Genomic DNA, 19,277 nt, shown 5'->3' with positions numbered 1-19,277 from the left:
AAGTCTGGTCTGTCGAGCGGTCGAAGGGGCGGACGCACCGGGTGCACCCGCCCCCTTTGGTTCAGTCGGTCATTCGGCCGCTGGCAGGCTCTCGCCGGGCGTCGCCACGGCCGAGAGGGTCTTGGAGTTCATCAGCTCGACGTTCAGGCCGAGCGAACGCATCTCCTTCACGAGAACGTTGAAGCTCTCGGGAATGCCCGCCTCGAACGTGTCGTCGCCGCGCACGATCGCCTCGTAGACCTTGGTACGGCCCGCGACGTCGTCCGACTTGACGGTGAGCATCTCCTGCAGCGTGTAGGCCGCGCCATAAGCCTCGAGCGCCCACACTTCCATCTCGCCGAAGCGCTGACCGCCGAACTGCGCCTTGCCGCCCAGCGGCTGCTGGGTAACGAGCGAGTACGGGCCGATCGAGCGTGCATGGATCTTGTCGTCGACAAGGTGATGCAGCTTCAGCATGTAGATGTAGCCGACCGTGACCTTACGATCGAACTGCTCGCCGGTACGGCCGTCGAACAGCGTCGACTGCGCCGACTTGTCGAGGCCCGCCAGCTCCAGCATGTGCTCGATATCCGCCTCGCGGGCGCCGTCGAACACCGGCGTGGCAATCGGCACGCCGCGACGCAGGTTCGATCCCAGCTCGACCAGACCTTCCTCGTCGAGCGAGTCGATGGTGTCGTCCTTGCCGTAGATCTTGCCGAACGCATCCTTCAGCGGCGCGATGTCCTGCGTCTGACGGTAGCCTTCGATGGCGCGGTCGATGACCCGGCCGAGACCGGCGCAGGCCCAGCCGAGATGCGTCTCGAGGATCTGCCCGACATTCATGCGCGAGGGCACGCCGAGCGGGTTGAGCACCATGTCGACCGGGGTGCCGTCCTCAAGGAACGGCATGTCCTCGACCGGGACGATGCGCGAGACCACGCCCTTATTGCCGTGCCGGCCGGCCATCTTGTCGCCCGGCTGGATCTTGCGCTTCACCGCGATGAAGACCTTGACCATCTTCATCACGCCGGGCGGCAGCTCGTCGCCGCGCTGCAGCTTCTCGACCTTGTCGAGGAAGCGCTGCTCGAGGCGCTTCTTCGACTCGTCGTACTGGTTGCGGATCGCCTCCAGCTCGCTCATGAGCTGGTCGTCGGCGACCGCGAACTGCCACCACTGGCTGCGCGGGTACTCGGTCAGCACCGAACGGGTGAGAGCCGAGTCCTTCTTGAAGCCCTTGGGGCCGGCGACGCCGGTCTTGCCGTCGAGCATCTCGGCGAGACGCCCGAAGACGTTACGGTCGAGAATGGCCTGCTCGTCGTCGCGGTCCTTGGCCAGACGCTCGATCTCTTCGCGCTCGATCGCCTGGGCGCGCTCGTCCTTGTCCACACCGTGGCGGTTGAACACGCGCACTTCGACGATGGTGCCGGTGACGCCGGGAGGAACGCGCAGCGAGGTGTCGCGCACATCCGCCGCCTTCTCGCCGAAGATGGCGCGAAGCAGCTTCTCTTCCGGGGTCATCGGGCTCTCGCCCTTCGGCGTGATCTTGCCGCAGAGGATGTCGCCCGCCTGCACTTCGGCGCCGATATAGACGATGCCGGCTTCGTCCAGGTTCTTCAGCGCCTCTTCCGACACGTTGGGAATGTCGCGCGTGATTTCCTCCGGACCCAGCTTGGTGTCACGGGCCATCACCTCGAATTCCTCGATGTGGATCGAGGAGAAGACGTCACCCTTGGAGATGTTCTCCGACAGCAGGATGGAATCTTCGAAGTTGTAGCCATTCCACGGCATGAAGGCGACGAGGATGTTCCGGCCGAGCGCCAGATCGCCGAGATCGGTCGAGGGACCGTCAGCGATGATGTCGCCCTTGCGCACGCGGTCGCCCACCCGCACCAGCGGACGCTGGTTGATGCAGGTCGACTGGTTCGAGCGCTGGAACTTCTGCAGCCGGTAGATGTCGACGCCGGACTTCGACGGATCGTTCTCTTCCGTCGCGCGGATGACGATACGGGTCGCATCGACCTGGTCGACCATGCCGGTACGACGGGCGCCGATGGCGGCACCCGAGTCACGGGCAACGATCGCTTCCATGCCCGTGCCCACGAAGGGCGCGTCGGCGCGCACCAGCGGCACGGCCTGGCGCTGCATGTTCGAGCCCATCAGCGCGCGGTTGGCGTCATCGTTCTCAAGAAACGGAATGAGCGCGGCGGCGACCGAGACGAGCTGCTTGGGCGACACGTCCATGAAGTCGACGCGGTCCGGGGTGACGAGAAGCACGTCGCCGGCGTGCCGGCAGACGATCAGGTCCTCGGTGAAGCGGCCTTCCGCGTCGAGCGGGATGTTGGCCTGCGCGACGTAGTACTTCCCCTCCTCCATGGCGGAGAGATAGACCACTTCGTCCTGGACCTGGCTGTCCTTCACGCGGCGGTAGGGCGCCTCGATGAAGCCGTACTTGTTCACGCGGGCAAAGGTCGCCAGCGAGTTGATCAGGCCGATATTCGGGCCTTCCGGCGTCTCGATCGGGCAGATGCGGCCGTAATGCGTCGGGTGCACGTCGCGCACTTCGAAGCCGGCACGCTCGCGCGTCAGGCCGCCCGGGCCAAGCGCCGAGAGGCGACGCTTGTGGGTGATCTCCGACAGCGGATTGGTCTGGTCCATGAACTGCGAGAGCTGCGACGAGCCGAAGAACTCGCGCACCGCAGCCGCAACCGGCTTCGCGTTGATGAGGTCCTGCGGCATCACGGTGTCGATGTCGACGGACGACATGCGCTCCTTGATGGCGCGCTCCATGCGCAGCAGGCCGACGCGGTACTGGTTCTCCATCAGCTCGCCGACCGAGCGGACGCGGCGGTTGCCGAGGTGATCGATGTCGTCGATCTCGCCCTTGCCGTCGCGCAGCTGGACCAGCGTCTGGATGACCGCGAGAATGTCCTCGCGGCGCAGCACGCGCACGGTGTCCTCGGCGTCGAGGTCGAGGCGCATGTTCATCTTGACGCGGCCGACGGCGGACAGGTCGTAGCGCTCACTGTCGAAGAACAGCGAGTGGAACATGGCCTGCGCGGAATCGAGCGTCGGCGGCTCGCCGGGACGCATCACGCGGTAGATGTCGAACAGCGCGTCTTCGCGGGTGACGTTCTTGTCGACGGTCAGCGTGTTGCGGATATAGGCGCCCACATTGATGTGGTCGATATCGAGGATCGGCACCTCGTCATAGCCAAGCTCGACAAGCTGCTTGAGCATCTTCTCGGTGACTTCCTCACCGGCCTCGACGTAGATCTCGCCCGAGGTCGGGTTGACGATGTCCTCGGCCACATACTGGCCGACCATCTCGTCGTCGGAAATCTTGAGCGCCTTGAGGCCCTTCTCGGCGAGTTGGCGGGCCTGGCGGACCGTCACCTTCTTGCCGGCCTCGACCACGACTTCGCCGGTGTCGGCGTCGATGAGGTCGGAAACGGCCTTGTAGCCCTTCATCCGCTTGGGATCGAACGGCATGCGCCAGCCATCCTTCGCGCGGGCGAAGGTGATGGTGTCGTAGAAGGTGTTGAGGATCTCTTCGCCGGCGAGGCCGAGGGCGAAGAGCAGGCTCGTCACCGGAATCTTGCGGCGGCGGTCGATACGCGCATAGACGATGTCCTTGGCGTCGAACTCGATGTCGAGCCAGGAGCCACGATACGGGATGATGCGGGCGGCGAACAGCAGCTTGCCCGAGGAATGCGTCTTGCCCTTGTCGTGGTCGAAGAACACGCCGGGCGAGCGGTGCATCTGGGACACGATGACACGTTCGGTGCCGTTCACGATGAACGTGCCGTTCATGGTCATCAGCGGGATGTCGCCCATGTAGACATCCTGCTCCTTGATGTCCTTGACGGACTTGGAGCCGGTATCGGGATCGACATCGAACACGATGAGGCGCAGCGTGACCTTCAGCGGCGCCGCGAAGGTCATGCCGCGCTGGCGACACTCGTCAACGTCGTACTTCGGCGGCTCGAATTCGTAGCGGACGAATTCGAGCATGGCAGCGCCCGAAAAGTCCGAAATCGGGAAAACCGACTTGAAAACCGCCTGAATGCCGTCGTCGGCGCGACCGCCCTTCGGCTCAACGATCTGCAGGAACTGGTCGTAGGATGCCTTCTGAACCTCGATGAGGTTCGGCATCTCCGCCACTTCCTGGATCTTGCCGAAAAACTTGCGGACCCGCTTACGACCGGTGAACGTCTGCGCCATGTCGCTCCTCGCTCCGTCCGAGTATCCGTCAGCGCCTTCCACGATACCGGCGGGAGGGCCGGTGGCCTTGCGTGGAGGCATAAGATCACGGAACAATCCGACGAGGATGAGGCACAAGCGGTGCCTGCCTCTCCGGCGTTCCCTGACCGACGGCTCGCCAGACGACCCCGATCCGGATCGTCTGGGAAGCCGTCGGGCTTCCCTAAACCATGCCCTCGGCTATCCCGAAGGCAGAGGCCGCCGGCGAACCGGCGGCCTCGAATGATCAGATGATCACTTGAGCTCGACCTTGGCACCGGCCTTCTCGATCTGCGCCTTGATCTTTTCGGCTTCGTCCTTGGTCACGCCTTCCTTGACAGCCTTGGGGGCCGCCTCGACGAGATCCTTGGCTTCCTTGAGGCCCAGGCCGGTGATGGCGCGGACTTCCTTGATGACCTCGATCTTCTTATCGCCGGCCGAGGCCAGGATAACGGTGAACTCGGTCTGCTCTTCGACGGGGGCAGCGGCAGCGGCCGGGGCAGCGGCGACAGCCACGGCGGCGGCAGCGGAAACGCCCCACTTCTCTTCGAGGAGCTTCGCGAGCTCGGCAGCCTCGAGAACGGTCAGGGAGGACAGCTCGTCAACGAGCTTCGACAGATCAGCCATTTTACTTAAGTCCTTGGATTTCGGTTCGAACCAGTATTACCGGGAAGCCTCACGCGGCTTCGTTCTCTTTGGCATAGGCCCCAAACACGCGGGCGAGCTTCGCAGCCGGCGCGGTGGTGAGCTGGGCGATCTTGGTAGCCGGGGCCTGGATGAGGCCGATCAGCTTGGCGCGCAGTTCATCGAGGGACGGCATGGTGGCCAGAGCCTTCACACCATCCACATTCAGGGCCGTCGTGCCGAACGCTCCGCCGAGGATGACGAACTTGTCGTTCGTCTTGGCGAAGTCGACGGCAACCTTCGGAGCCGCAACAGGATCGCTGGAATAAGCGATGATGGTCGGACCCTTCAGCAGGGCCGCGACATGAGCGACGTCCGATCCTTCGAGAGCGATCTTGGCGAGGCGGTTCTTCGCCACCTTCACGGTCGCACCATTCGCCTTCATCTGGCGGCGCAGGGCCGACAGCTGGGCGACGGTGAGGCCGGAATAGTGGGCCACGACGACAACCGAGGTGTTCTGGAACACGTCGGTCAGCGATGTGACGAGCTCTTCTTTTTGTGCTCGATCCACTTCACTTGCTCTCCGGTGGCGAGGAAGAGGGTCTTCCCCGCCGGGTTTGCGCCTTGCCGCCCCTCCTTGCGGAGCGGCGACGGTTGGTATCCTGTCCCCTGGGACCGGAAAACCGGCCAAGGCGCTGGTTCGAGCCGAAAGCCAGGACCCGGTTGCCCGGAACCCTTCGTCGGTCGTACCCCGTCTATGCTGGCCCCGGAGCGGGATTAAGCCACCTCGAGCGAGGGGCACCGGCAGTCTCGGACAGGACGTAAAGCCGGCAGGGCGAACCCTACCGGCCTCTCCGCCCGATTTTACGCGGGCGAAAGTTGAAATTGCTTCGGTTCGCGATCGACTCGTCGTCGATAACGAAACCGCCCATATAGTGGGTCGCTTGGGATTTGTCACCCCTGATAGCACCAAGGGCTTGACAAATCCACACCGTCGCGATCACGGGGCCGCGACCGGCCCCGTGCCGCAGATAGGTCGAACGCGCGGTCAGCCGGCAGCCAGAACGGTGCCAGGCTCGACCTTCAGGCCGGGGCCCATGGTCGAGGAAACGGCAACGCGCTGGAGATAGGTGCCCTTGGCGCCGGTCGGCTTGGCCTTGACCACCGCGTCAACGAAGGCGCGGATGTTCTCGGCCAGCTTGTCGACCGGGAACGAGGCCTTGCCGATGCCGCCATGGATGATGCCGGCCTTCTCGACGCGGAACTCGACCGCGCCGCCCTTGGCCGCCTCGACGGCGCCCTTCACGTCCATGGTGACGGTGCCGACCTTCGGGTTCGGCATCAGGCCGCGCGGGCCGAGCACCTTGCCGAGACGGCCGACGAGCGGCATCAGGTCCGGGGTGGCGATGCAGCGATCGAAGTCGATCGTGCCGCCCTGGATGGTCTCGAGCAGGTCCTCGGCACCGACGATGTCGGCACCCGCCGCCTTGGCTTCGTCAGCCTTGGCGCCGCGCGCGAACACCGCGACGCGGACGGTACGGCCCGAGCCATTCGGCAGGTTGCACACGCCACGCACCATCTGGTCGGCGTGACGGGGATCGACGCCGAGGTTCAGCGCCACTTCGATGGTCTCGTCGAACTTGGCGTTGGCCCGGTCCTTGAGAAGCGTCAGCGCCTCGTCGAGGCCGTACAGCTTCACCGGGTCGATGCCCTCGCGGACGGAGCGAACACGCTTGGAAATCTTGGCCATCAGCTCAACCCACCACTTCGAGGCCCATGGAACGGGCGGAGCCCTCGATCATGCGCACCGCCGCTTCGACGGTCTCGCAGTTGAGGTCCTTCATCTTCTTCCCGGCGATTTCGCGCATCTGTTCCTGCGAGATCTTGCCGACGAAGCCGCCCTTGCCCGGCGTCTTGTGGCCGGAGCCGGGCTTCTTCTTGGTTTCGAGGCCGGCGGCCTTCTTCAAGAAGTAGGAGACCGGCGGGGTCTTCAGCTCGAAGGTGAAGGAACGGTCCTGATAGGCCGTGATCACCACCGGGATCGGCATGCCCTTTTCGAGCTGGCCGGTCTGGGCGTTGAACGCCTTGCAGAATTCCATGATGTTGAGGCCGCGCTGACCGAGCGCCGGGCCGATCGGCGGGGCGGGGTTGGCCGAGCCGGCAGGCACCTGCAACTTGATGTAGCCGGTGATCTTTTTCGCCATGACGAACTCCTCGGCGGCGCGACTGCCAGTCGCAAACGCCAAAGCACGCCGTCGCGACGGCTTCATCGCGGGCGGCGTAAATGGAGGGTCGCGGTAGCGGCACGCTTAACGCCGGCTGGCGAACCGGCCGTGCCTCCCGCGTATGAATGCGGCCCATAGGCTTGCACCTTCGGACACACGCTCGGTGCCATACAGGATCGCGCAGTGAAACGCAACGGGTGCGCGAGCAGCAGGCCTCATCCCGCGCCGTGGCAGGGCGCCGTCAGGCCGCCGACAGCGCGCGGCGGCTGCGATGGGCCTCGCGCGCCAGAATCGCATCGGCGTCGAGGCTACGAATCGGCGTGCGCAGGTCTCGCGGCACATCGCCCTCCAATTGGAGAGCGAGATAGCGCCCGCAGCACACCCGCAGGAAGGAGGCGAAGTTCTCGACCCCGCCATGGGCGAAGGTCAATTCGTCGTGCAGGCGCGCCAGCAGCTGCGGCAGGCTCATGCCGTCGCGCAGGGCGATCTCCTCCAGCACCTGCCAATAGAGGTTCTCCAGCCGCACGCTGGTGGAGAATCCGTTCAGCCGGAGTGATTTCAGCCGGGTCTGCCACAGGGCAGGATCGGCCTCGATGAAGAGCTTGCACATGGCGCGCCTCCCTCGGTGGCGGAGGCTCCTCCCCCGCCACGCGCAGTCTAGTCCGCTTCGGCCCGGCTGCGAAGACGGCTCACGCCGCCTTGCGCGCCCCGACCGTGGCCTCGCCATGGGCGATGGTGGTGCCGAGCACCGTGAGGAACTGCCCGATCCAGGCGGGATGCGCCGGCCAGGCCGGGGCGCTCACCAGATTGCCGTCGGTGACAGCCGCGTCGATGGCGATGTCGGCATAGGTGCCGCCGGCGAGTTCAACCTCGGCGCGGCAGGCGGGATAGGCCGAACAGGTACGCCCCTCAAGCACCCGCGCGCCAGCGAGAATCTGCGCGCCATGGCAGATCGCCGCCACCGGTTTGTCGGTGTCGAAGAAGTGTTTCACGATCTCGATGGTGCGGGCGTTGAGCCGCAGATATTCCGGTGCGCGCCCGCCGGGAATCACCAGCGCGTCGTAACGGGCGGGATCGATGTCGGCGAAGGTGGCGTTAAGCGCGAAATTATGCCCGCGCTTTTCCGAATAGGTTTGGTGGCCCTCGAAATCATGGATCGCGGTCGCCACGCTGTCGCCGGCCTTCTTGTCGGGGCAAACCGCGTGGACGGTGTGCCCGACCGCCAGCAGCGCCTGGAACGGCACCATGGTCTCGTAGTCCTCGACGAAGTCGCCGACGATCATCAGGATGCGCTTGCCAGCCATGGCGTCCTCCCCTGTTGTGCCGCCATCCGCCATGTGCGGCGGCAGGCTTGGCGAAGGATAGGCCGCCGGGCCGGAAAGAGGGTGTTAACCCGTTAACGCGGACACCAACGAAAAAGGGCGCCGCCGAAGCTGCGCCCTTGAAACCGTTACGAGGCGTGGTCCTCAGACCTTCTCGACCTGGGCGAACTCCAGCTCGACCGGCGTGGCGCGACCGAAGATCGACACCGCCACCTTGAGGCGGGAGCGACCCTCGTCGACTTCCTCGACGACGCCGTTGAAGGAGGCGAAGGGGCCGTCCGAAACCTTGACCGTCTCGCCGACCTCGAAGGTGATCGAGGGCTTGGGCCGCTCGATGCCTTCCTGCACCTGCTGAAGGATGCGCATGGCCTCCTTCTCGGCGATCGGCATCGGCTTGTTGTCGGCACCGAGGAAGCCGGTGACCTTCGGCGTGTTCTTGATGAGATGGAAGGCCTCGTCGGTGAGGTCCATCTTCACCAGCACATAGCCGGGGAAGAATTTGCGCTCGGCGTCGACCTTGCGGCCGCGGCGCACCTCGACGACCTTCTCGGTCGGCACCAGCACCTGCTCGAACAGGTCGGTAAGGCCACGCTGCGCAGCCTGCTCCTTGATGGAGTCGGCGACCTTCTTCTCGAAGTTCGAATAGGCGTGGACGATGTACCAGCGCATCGGCATCGCGTCTCTCCTCAACGGCCGATCTGCAGAATCTGAGCGACAACGAAGCTCAGGATCTGATCGGCGACCAGGAAGAACAGCGAGGCCAGCACCACCATGACGAAGACCATCGCGGTGGTGATGAGCGTCTCGCGACGGGTCGGCCAGGTGACCTTGCGGGCTTCCGCGCGGACCTGCTGAAAGAACTCGACCGGGTTCGTCTTCGCCATGCTCGTCTCGAAACGCCTCTGATGCGGCCCGCGCCGGAATCGGCTGATCGCGGCGCGCCGCCTGCGGGTCTCGCCATGTGCCACCTTATCGGCGCCACCGGCACGACCGTCTAAAAATGCACGAAGCGGGCGTATAGCCCGCAAAGCCGCCTCGCGTCAAAGAACCTTTGGCGCCTTGCCTGCCACCCGGGTGGGAAGGGTGGCAGGAGTGGAGGGGCTCGAACCCCCAACCCCCGGTTTTGGAGACCGGTGCTCTACCAGTTGAGCTACACTCCTAGAAGAGGCGGACGGGGCATTGCCCAGATCGCCCGCCTCTCGAATCGCGAGGCACTATAACCGGCGGCGCGTCCACGTCGAGGGCCGAGCGCGCCGGTTTCAACAGTTAGGCACCGAAGCGGAAAAAACTTCGGTGCCGGAAAGGGATGCGACAGGCGCACCCCTCCCCTTCACCCATCACTCGATGATCGAGGCGACGACGCCGGCGCCGACGGTGCGGCCGCCTTCGCGGATGGCGAAGCGCAGCTTGTCTTCCATCGCGATCGGCACGATCAGCGCCACGTCGACCGTGATGTTATCGCCCGGCATCACCATTTCCGTGCCTTCCGGCAGGGTCACGATGCCCGTCACGTCCGTCGTCCGGAAGTAGAACTGCGGACGGTAATTGGTGAAGAACGGCGTGTGGCGGCCGCCCTCTTCCTTCGTCAGGATGTACGCCTCGGCCTTGAACTTGGTGTGCGGCTTCACCGAACCCGGCTTGCACACAACCTGGCCGCGCTCGACGTCCTCGCGCTTCGTGCCGCGAACCAGAATGCCGACATTGTCGCCGGCCTGGCCCTGGTCGAGCAGCTTCCGGAACATCTCAACGCCGGTCACCGTCGTCTTGATGGTCGGACGGATGCCGACGATCTCGACTTCCTCGCCCACCTTGATGATGCCGCGCTCGACGCGGCCGGTCACCACCGTGCCGCGACCCGAGATCGAGAACACGTCCTCGATCGGCATCAGGAACGGCAGGTCAACCGGACGCTCCGGCTGCGGGATGTAGGCGTCGACCGCCTTCATCAGCTCCAGCACCGCGTCATGGCCCAGCTTGGGGTCGCCGTTCTGCAGCGCCACCAGCGCCGAGCCACGGATGATCGGAATGTCGTCGCCCGGGAAGTCGTACTTCGACAGCAGCTCGCGCACTTCCAGCTCGACGAGCTCGAGGAGCTCCTCGTCGTCGACCTGGTCGCACTTGTTCAGGAACACCACCAGCGCCGGAACGCCGACCTGGCGGGCGAGCAGGATGTGCTCGCGGGTCTGCGGCATCGGGCCGTCGGCGGCCGAAACCACCAGGATCGCGCCGTCCATCTGCGCCGCGCCGGTGATCATGTTCTTCACATAATCCGCGTGGCCGGGGCAATCGACGTGGGCGTAATGGCGGTTCGTCGTCTCGTACTCGACATGCGCCGTCGAGATCGTGATCCCGCGCGCCTTCTCTTCCGGAGCCTTGTCGATCTGGTCGTACGCCGTAAACGTCGCGCCGCCCGATTCCGCAAGAATCTTCGTGATCGCAGCCGTCAAAGACGTCTTGCCATGGTCAACATGGCCGATCGTCCCAATGTTGCAGTGAGGCTTCGATCGGTTGAACTTCTCTTTGGCCATAACTCGTTTCCTTCAGCGACATGCGGGCCGCGAAAAATCGGGCCGTGGGATAGGCGGTTTCACGGAATTCCGCAAGTGCCGCGTTGCGCGGCCTTTGCGGGGAGAGGGGAAACGCGCCGCCCTCGGGGCTGCCGGCCGTCCCGTGTGGGACCCGCGCCGTCGCTCATATGGGGGCTTGCGCGGAGATTTGGAGCGGGTGAAGGGAATCGAACCCTCGTCATCAGCTTGGAAGGCTGTTGCTCTACCATTGAGCTACACCCGCGAGGATAGGCGCATTGTAGCGTGAAGCGACGTGGTGGGGGAGGTAGGACTCGAACCTACGAAGGCATAGCCAGCGGATTTACAGTCCGCCCCCTTTGCCGCTCGGGACACTCCCCCTCGCACGTCGGCCGATCTGCGGTGCGTCGAATTGCGCCGTCTCATCGACCTGACGGAAGAACCGGCGCAAAGCGCGGCTCCCGTGCGGCCGGCTTTATGGTGAGGTGCCCCTGCCCTGTCAACCCCGCTTGCGTCGCGCGCCTCCCGGCCTGTGGATCAAACGGTGTCGCGGGCAAATTGCCAAGCCGTGCGCGGCGTGACAGAACGCGCGCATGAACGATCGCCCCAGCCGCCCGCCCGGCCGTCCCAAGCCTTCCGCCGGACGTCCCCGCCAGCCACGCCCCCGCCCCGCCGGGCGCCCCTTTGGCGCGTGGCCGGACGACGTGGCGATTCTCTATGGCTGGCACAGCGTGGTCGAGGCGCTGCGCAATCCCCGCCGCAAGCTGCGCCGGCTGATGCTGACCGAGAACGCGGCGCGCCGGCTGGAGGAAGAGGCGATTCCCCAGCAGATCGCCCCGGAAATCGTCCGCCCCGGCGAGATCGACCGGCTGCTCGACCCCGACGCGGTGCATCAGGGGATGCTCGCCGAGTGCGATCCCCTGCCCTCCCTCAGCCTCGCCAAGGCGGCGGAGAGCGATCTCATCCTCGTCCTCGACCAGATCACCGATCCGCATAATGTCGGCGCCATCGTGCGTTCGGCGGCGGCGTTGAAGGTGGGTGCCATTGTCACCACGGCCCGCCACAGCCCCGCCGCCACCGGCGTGCTCGCGAAGAGCGCCAGCGGCGGGCTGGAGCATGTGCCCTTCTGCTTCGTCGGCAACCTCGCCCGGGCGCTCGACGAGTTGAAGCAGAACGGCGTGCTGGTGGTCGGCCTCGACAGCGAGGGGCCGGCGGACCTCGTCGATACACGCCTGTCCGCGCCCACCGCCCTGGTGCTCGGGGCGGAAGGCAAGGGCCTGCGCCACCTCACCCGCCAGACCTGCGACACGCTCGCCCGTGTCGACATGCCGGGCTCGATCGTCAGCCTCAACGTGTCGAACGCGGCCGTGCTGGCGCTCTATATTGCCCGGCGGGCCATCGGCCAGCCGGCCTGACCCGGCGTTTTACTTCGCAACGACAGCATTTTATCCCGCATTGCAGCGTCGGCGGCAGTTTACGACCAATTGCCAATCGTCAAAGCGCCGCAGTTTCGACACTCTCCGCTGAGGCATGCGACGGAATCATAGAATTCCGCGTGGCGTGAAGCTGGAGAGTGCCGCTCGCCGATTCGTGCGGGCCACCTCCGGGAGGAAACAGCCCGAGCGCAAGGTTCCCAACCGGAACTCCCAAACTCGGCCATCACGACAGGCAGCTCTCGCGAGCTGAATTTTTCGCGCGTGCGAGGGTGTTCGCATGCTTCTGCACGAGCGCGGCCTTACTCTGGGGAAGGGAAACACAATGAGCGTAACAACCAAGGGACCGGCCGGAACGACCGCTCCCATGACCCGCGAGGAACGGAAGGTCATCTTCGCTTCCTCGCTCGGCACCGTCTTCGAGTGGTACGATTTCTACCTGTACGGCTCTCTGTCGGCGATCATCGCCGCGCAGTTCTTCTCGGGCGTCAACCCGACCGCGGCCTTCATCTTCGCCCTCATGGCCTTCGCCGCCGGCTTCGCCGTGCGTCCGTTCGGCGCCATCTTCTTCGGCCGGCTGGGCGATCTCGTGGGCCGCAAATACACCTTCCTCATCACCATTCTGCTGATGGGCGCCTCGACCTTCGTCGTCGGCATTCTGCCCAACTATGCCACCTGGGGCATCGCCGCCCCGGTCATCCTCATCATTCTCCGCCTTTTCCAGGGCCTTGCGCTGGGCGGTGAATATGGTGGCGCGGCCACGTATGTCGCGGAGCATGCGCCGCATGGTCGCCGCGGCTTCTACACCTCCTGGATCCAGACCACCGCGACGCTCGGCCTGTTCCTGTCGCTGCTGGTCATCCTCGGCACCCGCACCTATCTGGGCGAGGCCGCCTTCGCCGAATGGGGCTGGCGCATTCCGTTCCTGGTCTCGATCATCCTGCTCGCGGTCTCGGTGTGGATCCGTCTGACGCTGAACGAATCGCCCGTCTTCAAGAAGATGAAGGAAGAGGGCAAGACCTCGAAGGCGCCGCTCACCGAAGCGTTCGGCCGCTGGGAAAATGCCAAGGTCGGCCTCATCGCGCTGTTCGGCGGCACCGCCGGCCAGGCCGTGGTGTGGTACACGGGCCAGTTCTACGCGCTGTTCTTCCTGACGCAGACGCTGAAGGTCGACGGCTGGACCGCCAACGTGCTGATCGCCATCTCGCTGCTCATCGGCACGCCGTTCTTCATCGTCTTCGGCTGGCTGTCCGACAAGATCGGCCGCAAGCCGATCATCCTCGGCGGCTGCCTCATCGCGGCGCTGACCTACTTCCCGATCTTCGCCGCCATCACCCACTATGCCAACCCGGCGCTTGAGCGGGCGCAGGCGACCTCCCCCGTCACCGTCGTCGCCAATCCGGCCGAGTGCTCGTTCCAGTTCAACCCGGTGGGCACGTCGAAGTTCGTGACCTCGTGCGACGTCGCCAAGTCCTTCCTGGCACGCAACTCGGTGAACTACTCGAACGAGGCCGCTCCTGCCGGCACCGTCGCCAGCGTCAAGGTCGGCGACAAGGTGATCTCCTCCGTCAGCGGCGTCGGCCTCGACGCGGCGGCTTTCAAGGCGCAGTCCGACGCCTTCACCGCCAGCATGACCGAAGCCATCCGCGCCGCCGGCTATCCCGCCAAGGCGGACCCTGCGGCGATCAATACGCCGATGGTGGTGGCTCTCCTCACCATCCTCGTGCTGTTCGTGACGATGGTGTACGGCCCGATCGCCGCCTGGCTGGTGGAATTGTTCCCCACCCGCATCCGCTACACCGCCATGTCGCTGCCCTACCACATCGGCAATGGCTGGTTCGGCGGCTTCCTGCCCACCACCGCCTTCGCCATGGTGGCGGCCACCGGCGATATCTATTACGGCCTCTGGTACCCGATCATCGTGGCTCTCGCGACCTTCGTCATCGGCCTTGTGCTGGCGCCGGAGACCAAGGATCGCGACCTCGAAAACTGGCACTGATCGCCGGCATCGGGGGCGCCCTCCGGGGCGCCCCCCAACGGAAAGGCCCCGTCTCGCGACGGGGCCTTTTTTCGTTCCGGCACCTCACGGGGCCTTCATGATCGCGATGTTCAGATGGCCGCCTTGACGACGATCTCCACCTTGTATTCCGGCGTGGCCAGAGCCGCCTCGACGGTGGCGCGCGCCGGCGTGTTGCCGGCCGACACCCACGTGTCCCACACCGCGTTCATCTCGCCGAAGGTGGCGATGTCGGCGAGATAGATGGTGGCGGTCAGCAGCTTGGTCTTGTCGGTGCCGGCCTGCGCCAGCAGCGCGTCGATCTGGTCGAGCACGGCCTGCGTCTGCGCGGTCACGCTGTCGCCCTTGGCGACCTGGCCGGCGAGATACACGACCGACCCGTGGATCACGGCCTCGCTCATGCGCGGACCGACTTCGATTCTCTGGATGCTCATCTGATAAACTCGTTCCGGTATTGGAAAACGAAAAGACCGGGCACCGCAGGCGCCCGGTCGTCGCTATAGCCAGAAAGACCGGCGGTGCAAAACCGTCGTGGCCTCATTCCAGCCCGATGTTGAACAACTGCACCCGACGATTGATCGGGTTGGTCGGATCGTTCGGAGTCTGCAGGACCTCCTGGCCGAGGCCGACCGCCTCCAGACGGCCCGGATCGACGCCGAACACCGTGACAAGCGCCTGCTTGACGGCGTCTGCGCGGGCCTGGCTCAGCTTAAGATTCTGCGCTCTCGTACCGGTCGTATCCGTGTTTCCGACAATCAGGAAGTGGTAGTTGAACAGGATCGGATGGTGCAGGGCATCCGAGATCGCTCCGATAGTCCCATAGGATTCCGGGCGGATGATGTCGGAGTTCAGCGCGAACTGGATCTGAACGGTAATCTGCGCCAGCTTGAAGAGCTGTGCAGCGACCGCAGACGTGTTGAGGTTGAGCGGCACATTCTGCGCCACGGCCTGCTCGGCCATCTGGCGGAGCAACTGGGCCGTGATGGTCGGCTCGTCGTCGGTGGTGGCAGTCAGGCCCTGCAGGATCTGCTGGTTGGTCAGGTTCGTCTGTGCAGCCGCTGGCGTGACCGCAAACGGGACTGCGAGCAGGGCTGCAAAAGCGGCATACCGGGCGCTCCGCGCGACGCGGGCGATGATGCGGGTCATGATCTCATCTCTCCGATTGGGCGTGGTTGCGGTGCGTCACTGCCAGCCGGCGTCGACAAGCACCTGCTTGCAGGTGCCGCGGACAACCTTGCTCGACGCGATGAGACAATCGAGAATACGCGCATCACCAGGCTTCACGCCCGGGCAGAACTGGCGGATGTCCGCGTTGCAGACGTTGAAGGCGCTGTCCTGCGCGGCGTCGCGCTTGGTCAGCGACGCAACCGCCGCCGCATAGTCAGTGAAGCACTGGGCGGGGACCTGATCCTTGTACTGCGTCAGGCACTGCTGCACCTGCCCCGAGCCGATGTTTACCTTCGCGCAAAACTTTTCGATCGACGGACCGCAGCTCTTGGCGATCAGCGCCCCCGCCTGGGCATAGCTCATCGTTTGTGCCGACGCGCTCCCGGCCATGCCGACCAGCAGCAAAGCCGCCAGTCCGACCCAAAATGCCTTCATGTTCCAGCCTCCCAAATAGCGTGCTCTCCGATGACAGCATCGGGAGGGGTTCGGCACGCGCCCTCAGAAAGAAATCCCCGCAGATTCGTCTCGCAGAAGCAACGCCTCGGCGCAATGACGTATTTTGGCCGGTTCGGACGGAAGGCTCCGGTAATCCGGGGGGTGATCGCCCGTTCAGCCCTCCACGCGGACGCCCCTGGCGGCGGCGCACATCACCTTGCGGGAGCCCAGGGCCCCCGACAGGGGCGCGCGGCGACTGTGGAGATGATGACGTGGCGGGACAGGCGGTGCGGCGCCCTGAAGCCGCACAGGCGAGACAGCGCCGTCTTGACCGGGCGCCGGCCATCGGCGAAGAGAACGCTGTCGAGGCTGGCGTCAGCGCCAGCGCGACAGGACCAGCCGACGCCGCCCCTCGCCCGATGCCGGGCCGGCGGGCAGGTCGGCGACACTGGCGGGCCGGGTTAGCACAGCGGTAGTGCAGCGGTTTTGTAAACCAGTTCGCTCGCTGCTCTTCGCCGCCTAATTCCCAGCAGAAAGCAAGCATTCTCAAGGCGCTACCTTCTACGCAAGGGGCGCCAAATGCGCATTCTCCGCACAGTACATCGGTTCGCGACGGCACGGCACACGGCACAGCGCCCTGCCCGTCCGTTCCCCACCCGTTCCGCAGGAGGCGCGCATGCTTGAGCGCGCCCTCACCCTCGCCCGCCGCCTCTGGCGCTGGCTCACGAAGATGGATTGCGGGCCGGGATGCCCGCACCGCGGACCGGCTGGGGAGATGTGCGAGGAGTGCGCCAGGCTGTGGGAGATCAGATGAGCCGTTAAGGCTCCTCCCGCTTCCGCATCAGGCCTATCGACTTGTCCGTGCAGCACCAAAGATTGCTCTCATCAGTGTCGTCGAAGGGAAATGGCCCGTTCGGCGCGCGCTCTCCGCAATGCCGGCAGCGCATCCTCAGCCGGATGTCGTGCATGGTCTCGCCGGGACGGCCGAGCAGCGCCAGCGCTGCGGCACGCTCGTACACCGTGCGGCGGCCGCAGTTGCACTGGAATCCGACAAGACGGCTCCTTCCATTCATGGGAACATAGAAGGAACACGCGCGCCGAGAGTCAATGAGCCATGCCGGCCCAGCCAGGGCCCCTCACACCTCCGGCAGCACAGGCGGCTCCGGCCACTTGCCCTCATAGGCATCCAGCCGCACGCGCTGCCGGGCCTGCCGAATGAAGCGCTCGACCCGCTCCCAATCCTCCGGCGTGGCGATGCCGGAGAAGCCGGGGCCGTCGATGATCAGCAGGCCTGTGGGCTTGTCGAAGGCGTCGCGGAAGGGCTCACGGCTCGATGACAAAGCCGATCTCCCGAGACGGCGCATAGATCGGCCAGAGCGCGTTGATGGGCGAGCAGGTGAAGCGCGAGGTCGTCCGGTAGATGGCCGGGCCGGGCGCGGCCTGCACAGGCACGTTGACGACCGACACGTATTGCTCCTGGCCGATCGGCCCGGCGCCCGTGGCGAAGACAAGCGGATCGAGAATGAACCGCGTCTGCCGGCTGTCGACGACCATGCGGTCGACGATGGTGTCGCACTGGCGAAGGCGGTTGAGGGTGTAGGCGATGCGCAGGGGCCCGCCGGCAACGGCCGGCCCCTCTGGCTTGGCCGAATAGACGACGACCGGCGGAGATCGGTCGGAAACCTGCCAGCCCGCCCAGCCGGCGAGCAGGGCGAGTGATGTGAGCGTGATGACGCGCCAGATCATTTCGGGCCTCCTATCGAGGTAATCCAGCCCCAGATTTTGCCGATAGCCTCCCCCAAGGCCGCCGTCGTCAGGAACACGGCCACCACCGTGATCAGGCACCATTTCAGGAAGCGCGAGACGGTCTTGGTGGCGCGCGTGAACCGGATGGCCTCTTCGAGCTCGGCCACCTTCTCCTCATCAAGATCGGCCAGGAATTCGCGGACCTTGGGATTGAGGTCGTCATAGTGGACAGGCCCCATCTACCGCCACCCGCACACGACCTTGCCGGCCGCATTGTTCGCCTTCACCTGGCGAATCGTCTCGTCGGTGTCAGCGGCAGACCACCTCACGGGTTGGAGCACGGTGCAGATGGCCTTACCCGTCGTCCCGCTTCCAGCCGTCGTTGTCGCGCAGCCGCCCAGAAACAGCGTCCCGATCAGCACGCTGGCGAGCGGCAGTGCCGCGCTCAATGATTTGGTCCGCACGGGCCTGCTCCTGTTCGGTTGCGCGCTGGAGAGCACCGGACGCGCCTTTGTTGCGGCCGGCGAGATAGGCGAGGCCGCCCGTCGCAATGACGATGGCGGCGGTCTTGATCGGCGTCGGGAGAAGCGCCCACACGGGGCGCCAAAGGGTGTAGGTGGCGGCGAGAGCCGCGATGCCGGCAGCAAGCCACAGCCACCAAGGCGTCCAGTCCAGCACAAGGCCGAGGAGCCAAGTCATGCCATAACCTCGGCATATTCAGACGCCCGGCGCTTCTGGTGCCAGCGCCACGCCATGCCGCCGGCCGCAGCCAGAATGCCGGCAATGACGAGGGCGAGGACGATCTTAGCGATGATGTCGCTGGCATAGGCGTAGGGCTCGAGCTGCTGCCGGACACCCTCCAGCATGCCGCCGGCCGTCACGGAGGAGCCGCCGGCGCCTATCGCAGCGTCTGCGCCCGCAGTTGTCGGGATAGCCTTCGCGTCCACGTCCTCGGCCTTGGCCATCGGCTCGTCGAGAGGCTCGGCTTTCGGGCCGATGGAGCCTGTGGCCCACGCCTGCCCGGTGCGGCGGACGGCAGCGACGCGGCGGCCCCATCCCGTGCCGAACGCCTTCCACGTCTTCAGGCGTTGGAGGAAGGCGAGGCGCTCGGCGCAGATCGCGGCAACAAGCAGATCATGGTCCGGATGCCGCTCGACCGCCGCCATGGTGACGCTGCCGAGGGAGCCGTCGACATTGTTGATGCGCAGCGCCTTCTGAAGGATGCGCACGGCGCGGTCGACGCCGGAATTGACGGCCAGATCATAGACCGCGAAGTCGACGCCGGAGGGCAGTTCATCGGCGCGCACGGCGTCCCAATACTGCTTCCGGTAGATGGCGTTCCGGTTCTTCTCCCAGTCCTTCCATGTGCCGGTCTTGGCGGTGAGCTGACGTTTCGGAAGCCCATGGAGCGCGCACCAGGCATCCCACACGCGCTGTGTGATGCCCTCATAGGTGCGCCCGCCCGGGTCGGACGGGTGGTTCGAGAATTTGCCTTCATAGGCGAGGACATGCGGCTGCGCCCGCGTAAAATTGGCGGCGGTCATGGCGGTCTCCGATATCGGGAT

20 protein-coding genes and 3 tRNA genes are annotated in these 19,277 nt (G+C 65.4%); 2 read left to right on the top strand and 21 right to left on the bottom strand.

Annotated features, from left to right (window positions below):
- Window positions 1-69: 69 nt before the first annotated feature.
- The 13 genes from rpoB to ACQY76_RS16645 all read right to left on the bottom strand — a co-directional run bounded on the left by rpoB (window position 70) and on the right by ACQY76_RS16645 (window position 11,295).
- Window positions 70-4,200 (bottom strand): DNA-directed RNA polymerase subunit beta, encoded by a 4,131-nt coding sequence (gene rpoB, locus ACQY76_RS16705; RefSeq protein ID WP_428029846.1) that lies wholly within the window; start codon window positions 4,198-4,200, stop codon window positions 70-72.
- Window positions 4,201-4,473: 273 nt separating this feature from the next.
- Window positions 4,474-4,845: a 50S ribosomal protein L7/L12 gene (gene rplL, locus ACQY76_RS16700; RefSeq protein ID WP_428029845.1), complete on the bottom strand. Its 372-nt coding sequence runs from the start codon at window positions 4,843-4,845 to the stop codon at window positions 4,474-4,476.
- A gap of 49 nt (window positions 4,846-4,894) precedes the next feature.
- The gene (gene rplJ / locus ACQY76_RS16695; RefSeq protein WP_428029844.1) at window positions 4,895-5,413 is read right to left on the bottom strand and encodes a 50S ribosomal protein L10; all 519 of its coding nucleotides are present in this window, start codon (window positions 5,411-5,413) and stop codon (window positions 4,895-4,897) included.
- A gap of 477 nt (window positions 5,414-5,890) precedes the next feature.
- Window positions 5,891-6,592: a 50S ribosomal protein L1 gene (gene rplA, locus ACQY76_RS16690; RefSeq protein WP_428029843.1), complete on the bottom strand. Its 702-nt coding sequence runs from the start codon at window positions 6,590-6,592 to the stop codon at window positions 5,891-5,893.
- Window positions 6,593-6,596: 4 nt separating this feature from the next.
- Entirely contained in the window at window positions 6,597-7,046 is a 450-nt protein-coding gene (rplK, locus tag ACQY76_RS16685) for a 50S ribosomal protein L11 (RefSeq protein ID WP_018390591.1), read from the bottom strand.
- A 262-nt stretch (window positions 7,047-7,308) separates the two neighbouring features.
- Window positions 7,309-7,677, bottom strand: a complete 369-nt coding sequence (locus ACQY76_RS16680; RefSeq protein ID WP_428029842.1) for a ribbon-helix-helix domain-containing protein — start codon at window positions 7,675-7,677, stop codon at window positions 7,309-7,311.
- Between the two features lie 79 nt (window positions 7,678-7,756).
- Window positions 7,757-8,371 (bottom strand): DJ-1/PfpI family protein, encoded by a 615-nt coding sequence (locus ACQY76_RS16675; protein WP_428029841.1) that lies wholly within the window; start codon window positions 8,369-8,371, stop codon window positions 7,757-7,759.
- Between the two features lie 162 nt (window positions 8,372-8,533).
- Window positions 8,534-9,064: a transcription termination/antitermination protein NusG gene (nusG, locus tag ACQY76_RS16670; protein ID WP_428029840.1), complete on the bottom strand. Its 531-nt coding sequence runs from the start codon at window positions 9,062-9,064 to the stop codon at window positions 8,534-8,536.
- 11 nt (window positions 9,065-9,075) lie between these two features.
- A complete protein-coding gene (secE, locus tag ACQY76_RS16665; protein ID WP_018390587.1) occupies window positions 9,076-9,273 on the bottom strand; it encodes a preprotein translocase subunit SecE in 198 nt (65 codons plus the stop codon).
- Window positions 9,274-9,473: 200 nt separating this feature from the next.
- Window positions 9,474-9,549, bottom strand: a tRNA-Trp gene (locus tag ACQY76_RS16660).
- A gap of 177 nt (window positions 9,550-9,726) precedes the next feature.
- Complete coding sequence (gene tuf / locus ACQY76_RS16655) at window positions 9,727-10,917, bottom strand: elongation factor Tu (RefSeq protein ID WP_428029839.1); 1,191 nt, start codon at window positions 10,915-10,917, stop codon at window positions 9,727-9,729.
- 188 nt (window positions 10,918-11,105) lie between these two features.
- Window positions 11,106-11,179: transfer RNA gene (locus tag ACQY76_RS16650), tRNA-Gly, on the bottom strand.
- Window positions 11,180-11,210: 31 nt separating this feature from the next.
- A tRNA-Tyr gene (locus ACQY76_RS16645) sits at window positions 11,211-11,295 on the bottom strand.
- A 212-nt stretch (window positions 11,296-11,507) separates the two neighbouring features.
- Between ACQY76_RS16645 and rlmB the strand changes: the two genes are divergently transcribed.
- Together rlmB and ACQY76_RS16635 are read left to right on the top strand one after the other, a co-directional pair.
- Window positions 11,508-12,329, top strand: coding sequence for a 23S rRNA (guanosine(2251)-2'-O)-methyltransferase RlmB (gene rlmB / locus ACQY76_RS16640; protein WP_428029838.1), 822 nt, complete (start codon window positions 11,508-11,510; stop codon window positions 12,327-12,329).
- Between the two features lie 385 nt (window positions 12,330-12,714).
- The gene (locus ACQY76_RS16635) at window positions 12,715-14,346 is read left to right on the top strand and encodes an MFS transporter (RefSeq protein WP_428029837.1); all 1,632 of its coding nucleotides are present in this window, start codon (window positions 12,715-12,717) and stop codon (window positions 14,344-14,346) included.
- 110 nt (window positions 14,347-14,456) lie between these two features.
- Here ACQY76_RS16635 and ACQY76_RS16630 read toward each other — a convergent pair whose 3' ends face one another.
- From ACQY76_RS16630 to ACQY76_RS16595, 8 genes are all read right to left on the bottom strand, one after another.
- Window positions 14,457-14,798 carry a RidA family protein gene (locus ACQY76_RS16630; protein WP_428029836.1) on the bottom strand — a complete coding sequence of 114 codons (342 nt, stop codon included), beginning with the start codon at window positions 14,796-14,798 and terminating at the stop codon, window positions 14,457-14,459.
- A gap of 103 nt (window positions 14,799-14,901) precedes the next feature.
- The gene (locus ACQY76_RS16625; RefSeq protein WP_428029835.1) at window positions 14,902-15,510 is read right to left on the bottom strand and encodes an OmpA family protein; all 609 of its coding nucleotides are present in this window, start codon (window positions 15,508-15,510) and stop codon (window positions 14,902-14,904) included.
- Between the two features lie 36 nt (window positions 15,511-15,546).
- Entirely contained in the window at window positions 15,547-15,966 is a 420-nt protein-coding gene (locus ACQY76_RS16620; protein WP_428029834.1) for a cysteine rich repeat-containing protein, read from the bottom strand.
- Between the two features lie 1,136 nt (window positions 15,967-17,102).
- The gene (locus ACQY76_RS16615; protein ID WP_428029833.1) at window positions 17,103-17,306 is read right to left on the bottom strand and encodes a hypothetical protein; all 204 of its coding nucleotides are present in this window, start codon (window positions 17,304-17,306) and stop codon (window positions 17,103-17,105) included.
- Complete coding sequence (locus ACQY76_RS16610; protein ID WP_428029832.1) at window positions 17,290-17,712, bottom strand: hypothetical protein; 423 nt, start codon at window positions 17,710-17,712, stop codon at window positions 17,290-17,292. Before ACQY76_RS16610 ends, ACQY76_RS16615 begins: the two co-directional genes overlap by 17 nt.
- Window positions 17,709-17,951, bottom strand: a complete 243-nt coding sequence (locus ACQY76_RS16605) for a hypothetical protein (RefSeq protein WP_428029831.1) — start codon at window positions 17,949-17,951, stop codon at window positions 17,709-17,711. The genes ACQY76_RS16610 and ACQY76_RS16605 overlap by 4 nt, the downstream gene beginning before the upstream one ends.
- Window positions 17,952-18,066: 115 nt before the next feature.
- On the bottom strand, window positions 18,067-18,411 hold the full coding sequence (locus ACQY76_RS16600; protein ID WP_428029830.1) for a hypothetical protein: 345 nt from the start codon (window positions 18,409-18,411) through the stop codon (window positions 18,067-18,069).
- Entirely contained in the window at window positions 18,408-19,256 is an 849-nt protein-coding gene (locus ACQY76_RS16595; protein WP_428029829.1) for a glycoside hydrolase family 108 protein, read from the bottom strand. Before ACQY76_RS16595 ends, ACQY76_RS16600 begins: the two co-directional genes overlap by 4 nt.
- Window positions 19,257-19,277: the final 21 nt, after the last annotated feature.

This window comes from Ancylobacter sp., assembly GCF_965279025.1.
Classification (GTDB): domain Bacteria; phylum Pseudomonadota; class Alphaproteobacteria; order Rhizobiales; family Xanthobacteraceae; genus Ancylobacter.
The sequence above is the reverse complement of the archived record's forward strand: the minus strand, read 5'-3'. Positions and strand labels throughout refer to the sequence as shown.

What these genes read in the sequence shown, in the direction of transcription:
- ACQY76_RS16600 (WP_428029830.1), bottom strand. Translation starts at nt 18,411, where the DNA reads ATGACTTGGCTCCTCGGCCTTGTGCTGGACTGGACGCCTTGGTGGCTG.
- ACQY76_RS16675 (WP_428029841.1), bottom strand. Translation starts at nt 8,371, where the DNA reads ATGGCTGGCAAGCGCATCCTGATGATCGTCGGCGACTTCGTCGAGGAC.
- rlmB (WP_428029838.1), top strand. Translation starts at nt 11,508, where the DNA reads ATGAACGATCGCCCCAGCCGCCCGCCCGGCCGTCCCAAGCCTTCCGCC.
- ACQY76_RS16630 (WP_428029836.1), bottom strand. Translation starts at nt 14,798, where the DNA reads ATGAGCATCCAGAGAATCGAAGTCGGTCCGCGCATGAGCGAGGCCGTG.
- ACQY76_RS16605 (WP_428029831.1), bottom strand. Translation starts at nt 17,951, where the DNA reads ATGGGGCCTGTCCACTATGACGACCTCAATCCCAAGGTCCGCGAATTC.
- tuf (WP_428029839.1), bottom strand. Translation starts at nt 10,917, where the DNA reads ATGGCCAAAGAGAAGTTCAACCGATCGAAGCCTCACTGCAACATTGGG.
- rplK (WP_018390591.1), bottom strand. Translation starts at nt 7,046, where the DNA reads ATGGCGAAAAAGATCACCGGCTACATCAAGTTGCAGGTGCCTGCCGGC.
- ACQY76_RS16610 (WP_428029832.1), bottom strand. Translation starts at nt 17,712, where the DNA reads ATGATCTGGCGCGTCATCACGCTCACATCACTCGCCCTGCTCGCCGGC.
- ACQY76_RS16635 (WP_428029837.1), top strand. Translation starts at nt 12,715, where the DNA reads ATGACCCGCGAGGAACGGAAGGTCATCTTCGCTTCCTCGCTCGGCACC.
- nusG (WP_428029840.1), bottom strand. Translation starts at nt 9,064, where the DNA reads ATGCCGATGCGCTGGTACATCGTCCACGCCTATTCGAACTTCGAGAAG.
- ACQY76_RS16680 (WP_428029842.1), bottom strand. Translation starts at nt 7,677, where the DNA reads ATGTGCAAGCTCTTCATCGAGGCCGATCCTGCCCTGTGGCAGACCCGG.
- rpoB (WP_428029846.1), bottom strand. Translation starts at nt 4,200, where the DNA reads ATGGCGCAGACGTTCACCGGTCGTAAGCGGGTCCGCAAGTTTTTCGGC.
- rplA (WP_428029843.1), bottom strand. Translation starts at nt 6,592, where the DNA reads ATGGCCAAGATTTCCAAGCGTGTTCGCTCCGTCCGCGAGGGCATCGAC.
- ACQY76_RS16625 (WP_428029835.1), bottom strand. Translation starts at nt 15,510, where the DNA reads ATGACCCGCATCATCGCCCGCGTCGCGCGGAGCGCCCGGTATGCCGCT.
- secE (WP_018390587.1), bottom strand. Translation starts at nt 9,273, where the DNA reads ATGGCGAAGACGAACCCGGTCGAGTTCTTTCAGCAGGTCCGCGCGGAA.
- ACQY76_RS16595 (WP_428029829.1), bottom strand. Translation starts at nt 19,256, where the DNA reads ATGACCGCCGCCAATTTTACGCGGGCGCAGCCGCATGTCCTCGCCTAT.
- ACQY76_RS16620 (WP_428029834.1), bottom strand. Translation starts at nt 15,966, where the DNA reads ATGAAGGCATTTTGGGTCGGACTGGCGGCTTTGCTGCTGGTCGGCATG.
- rplL (WP_428029845.1), bottom strand. Translation starts at nt 4,845, where the DNA reads ATGGCTGATCTGTCGAAGCTCGTTGACGAGCTGTCCTCCCTGACCGTT.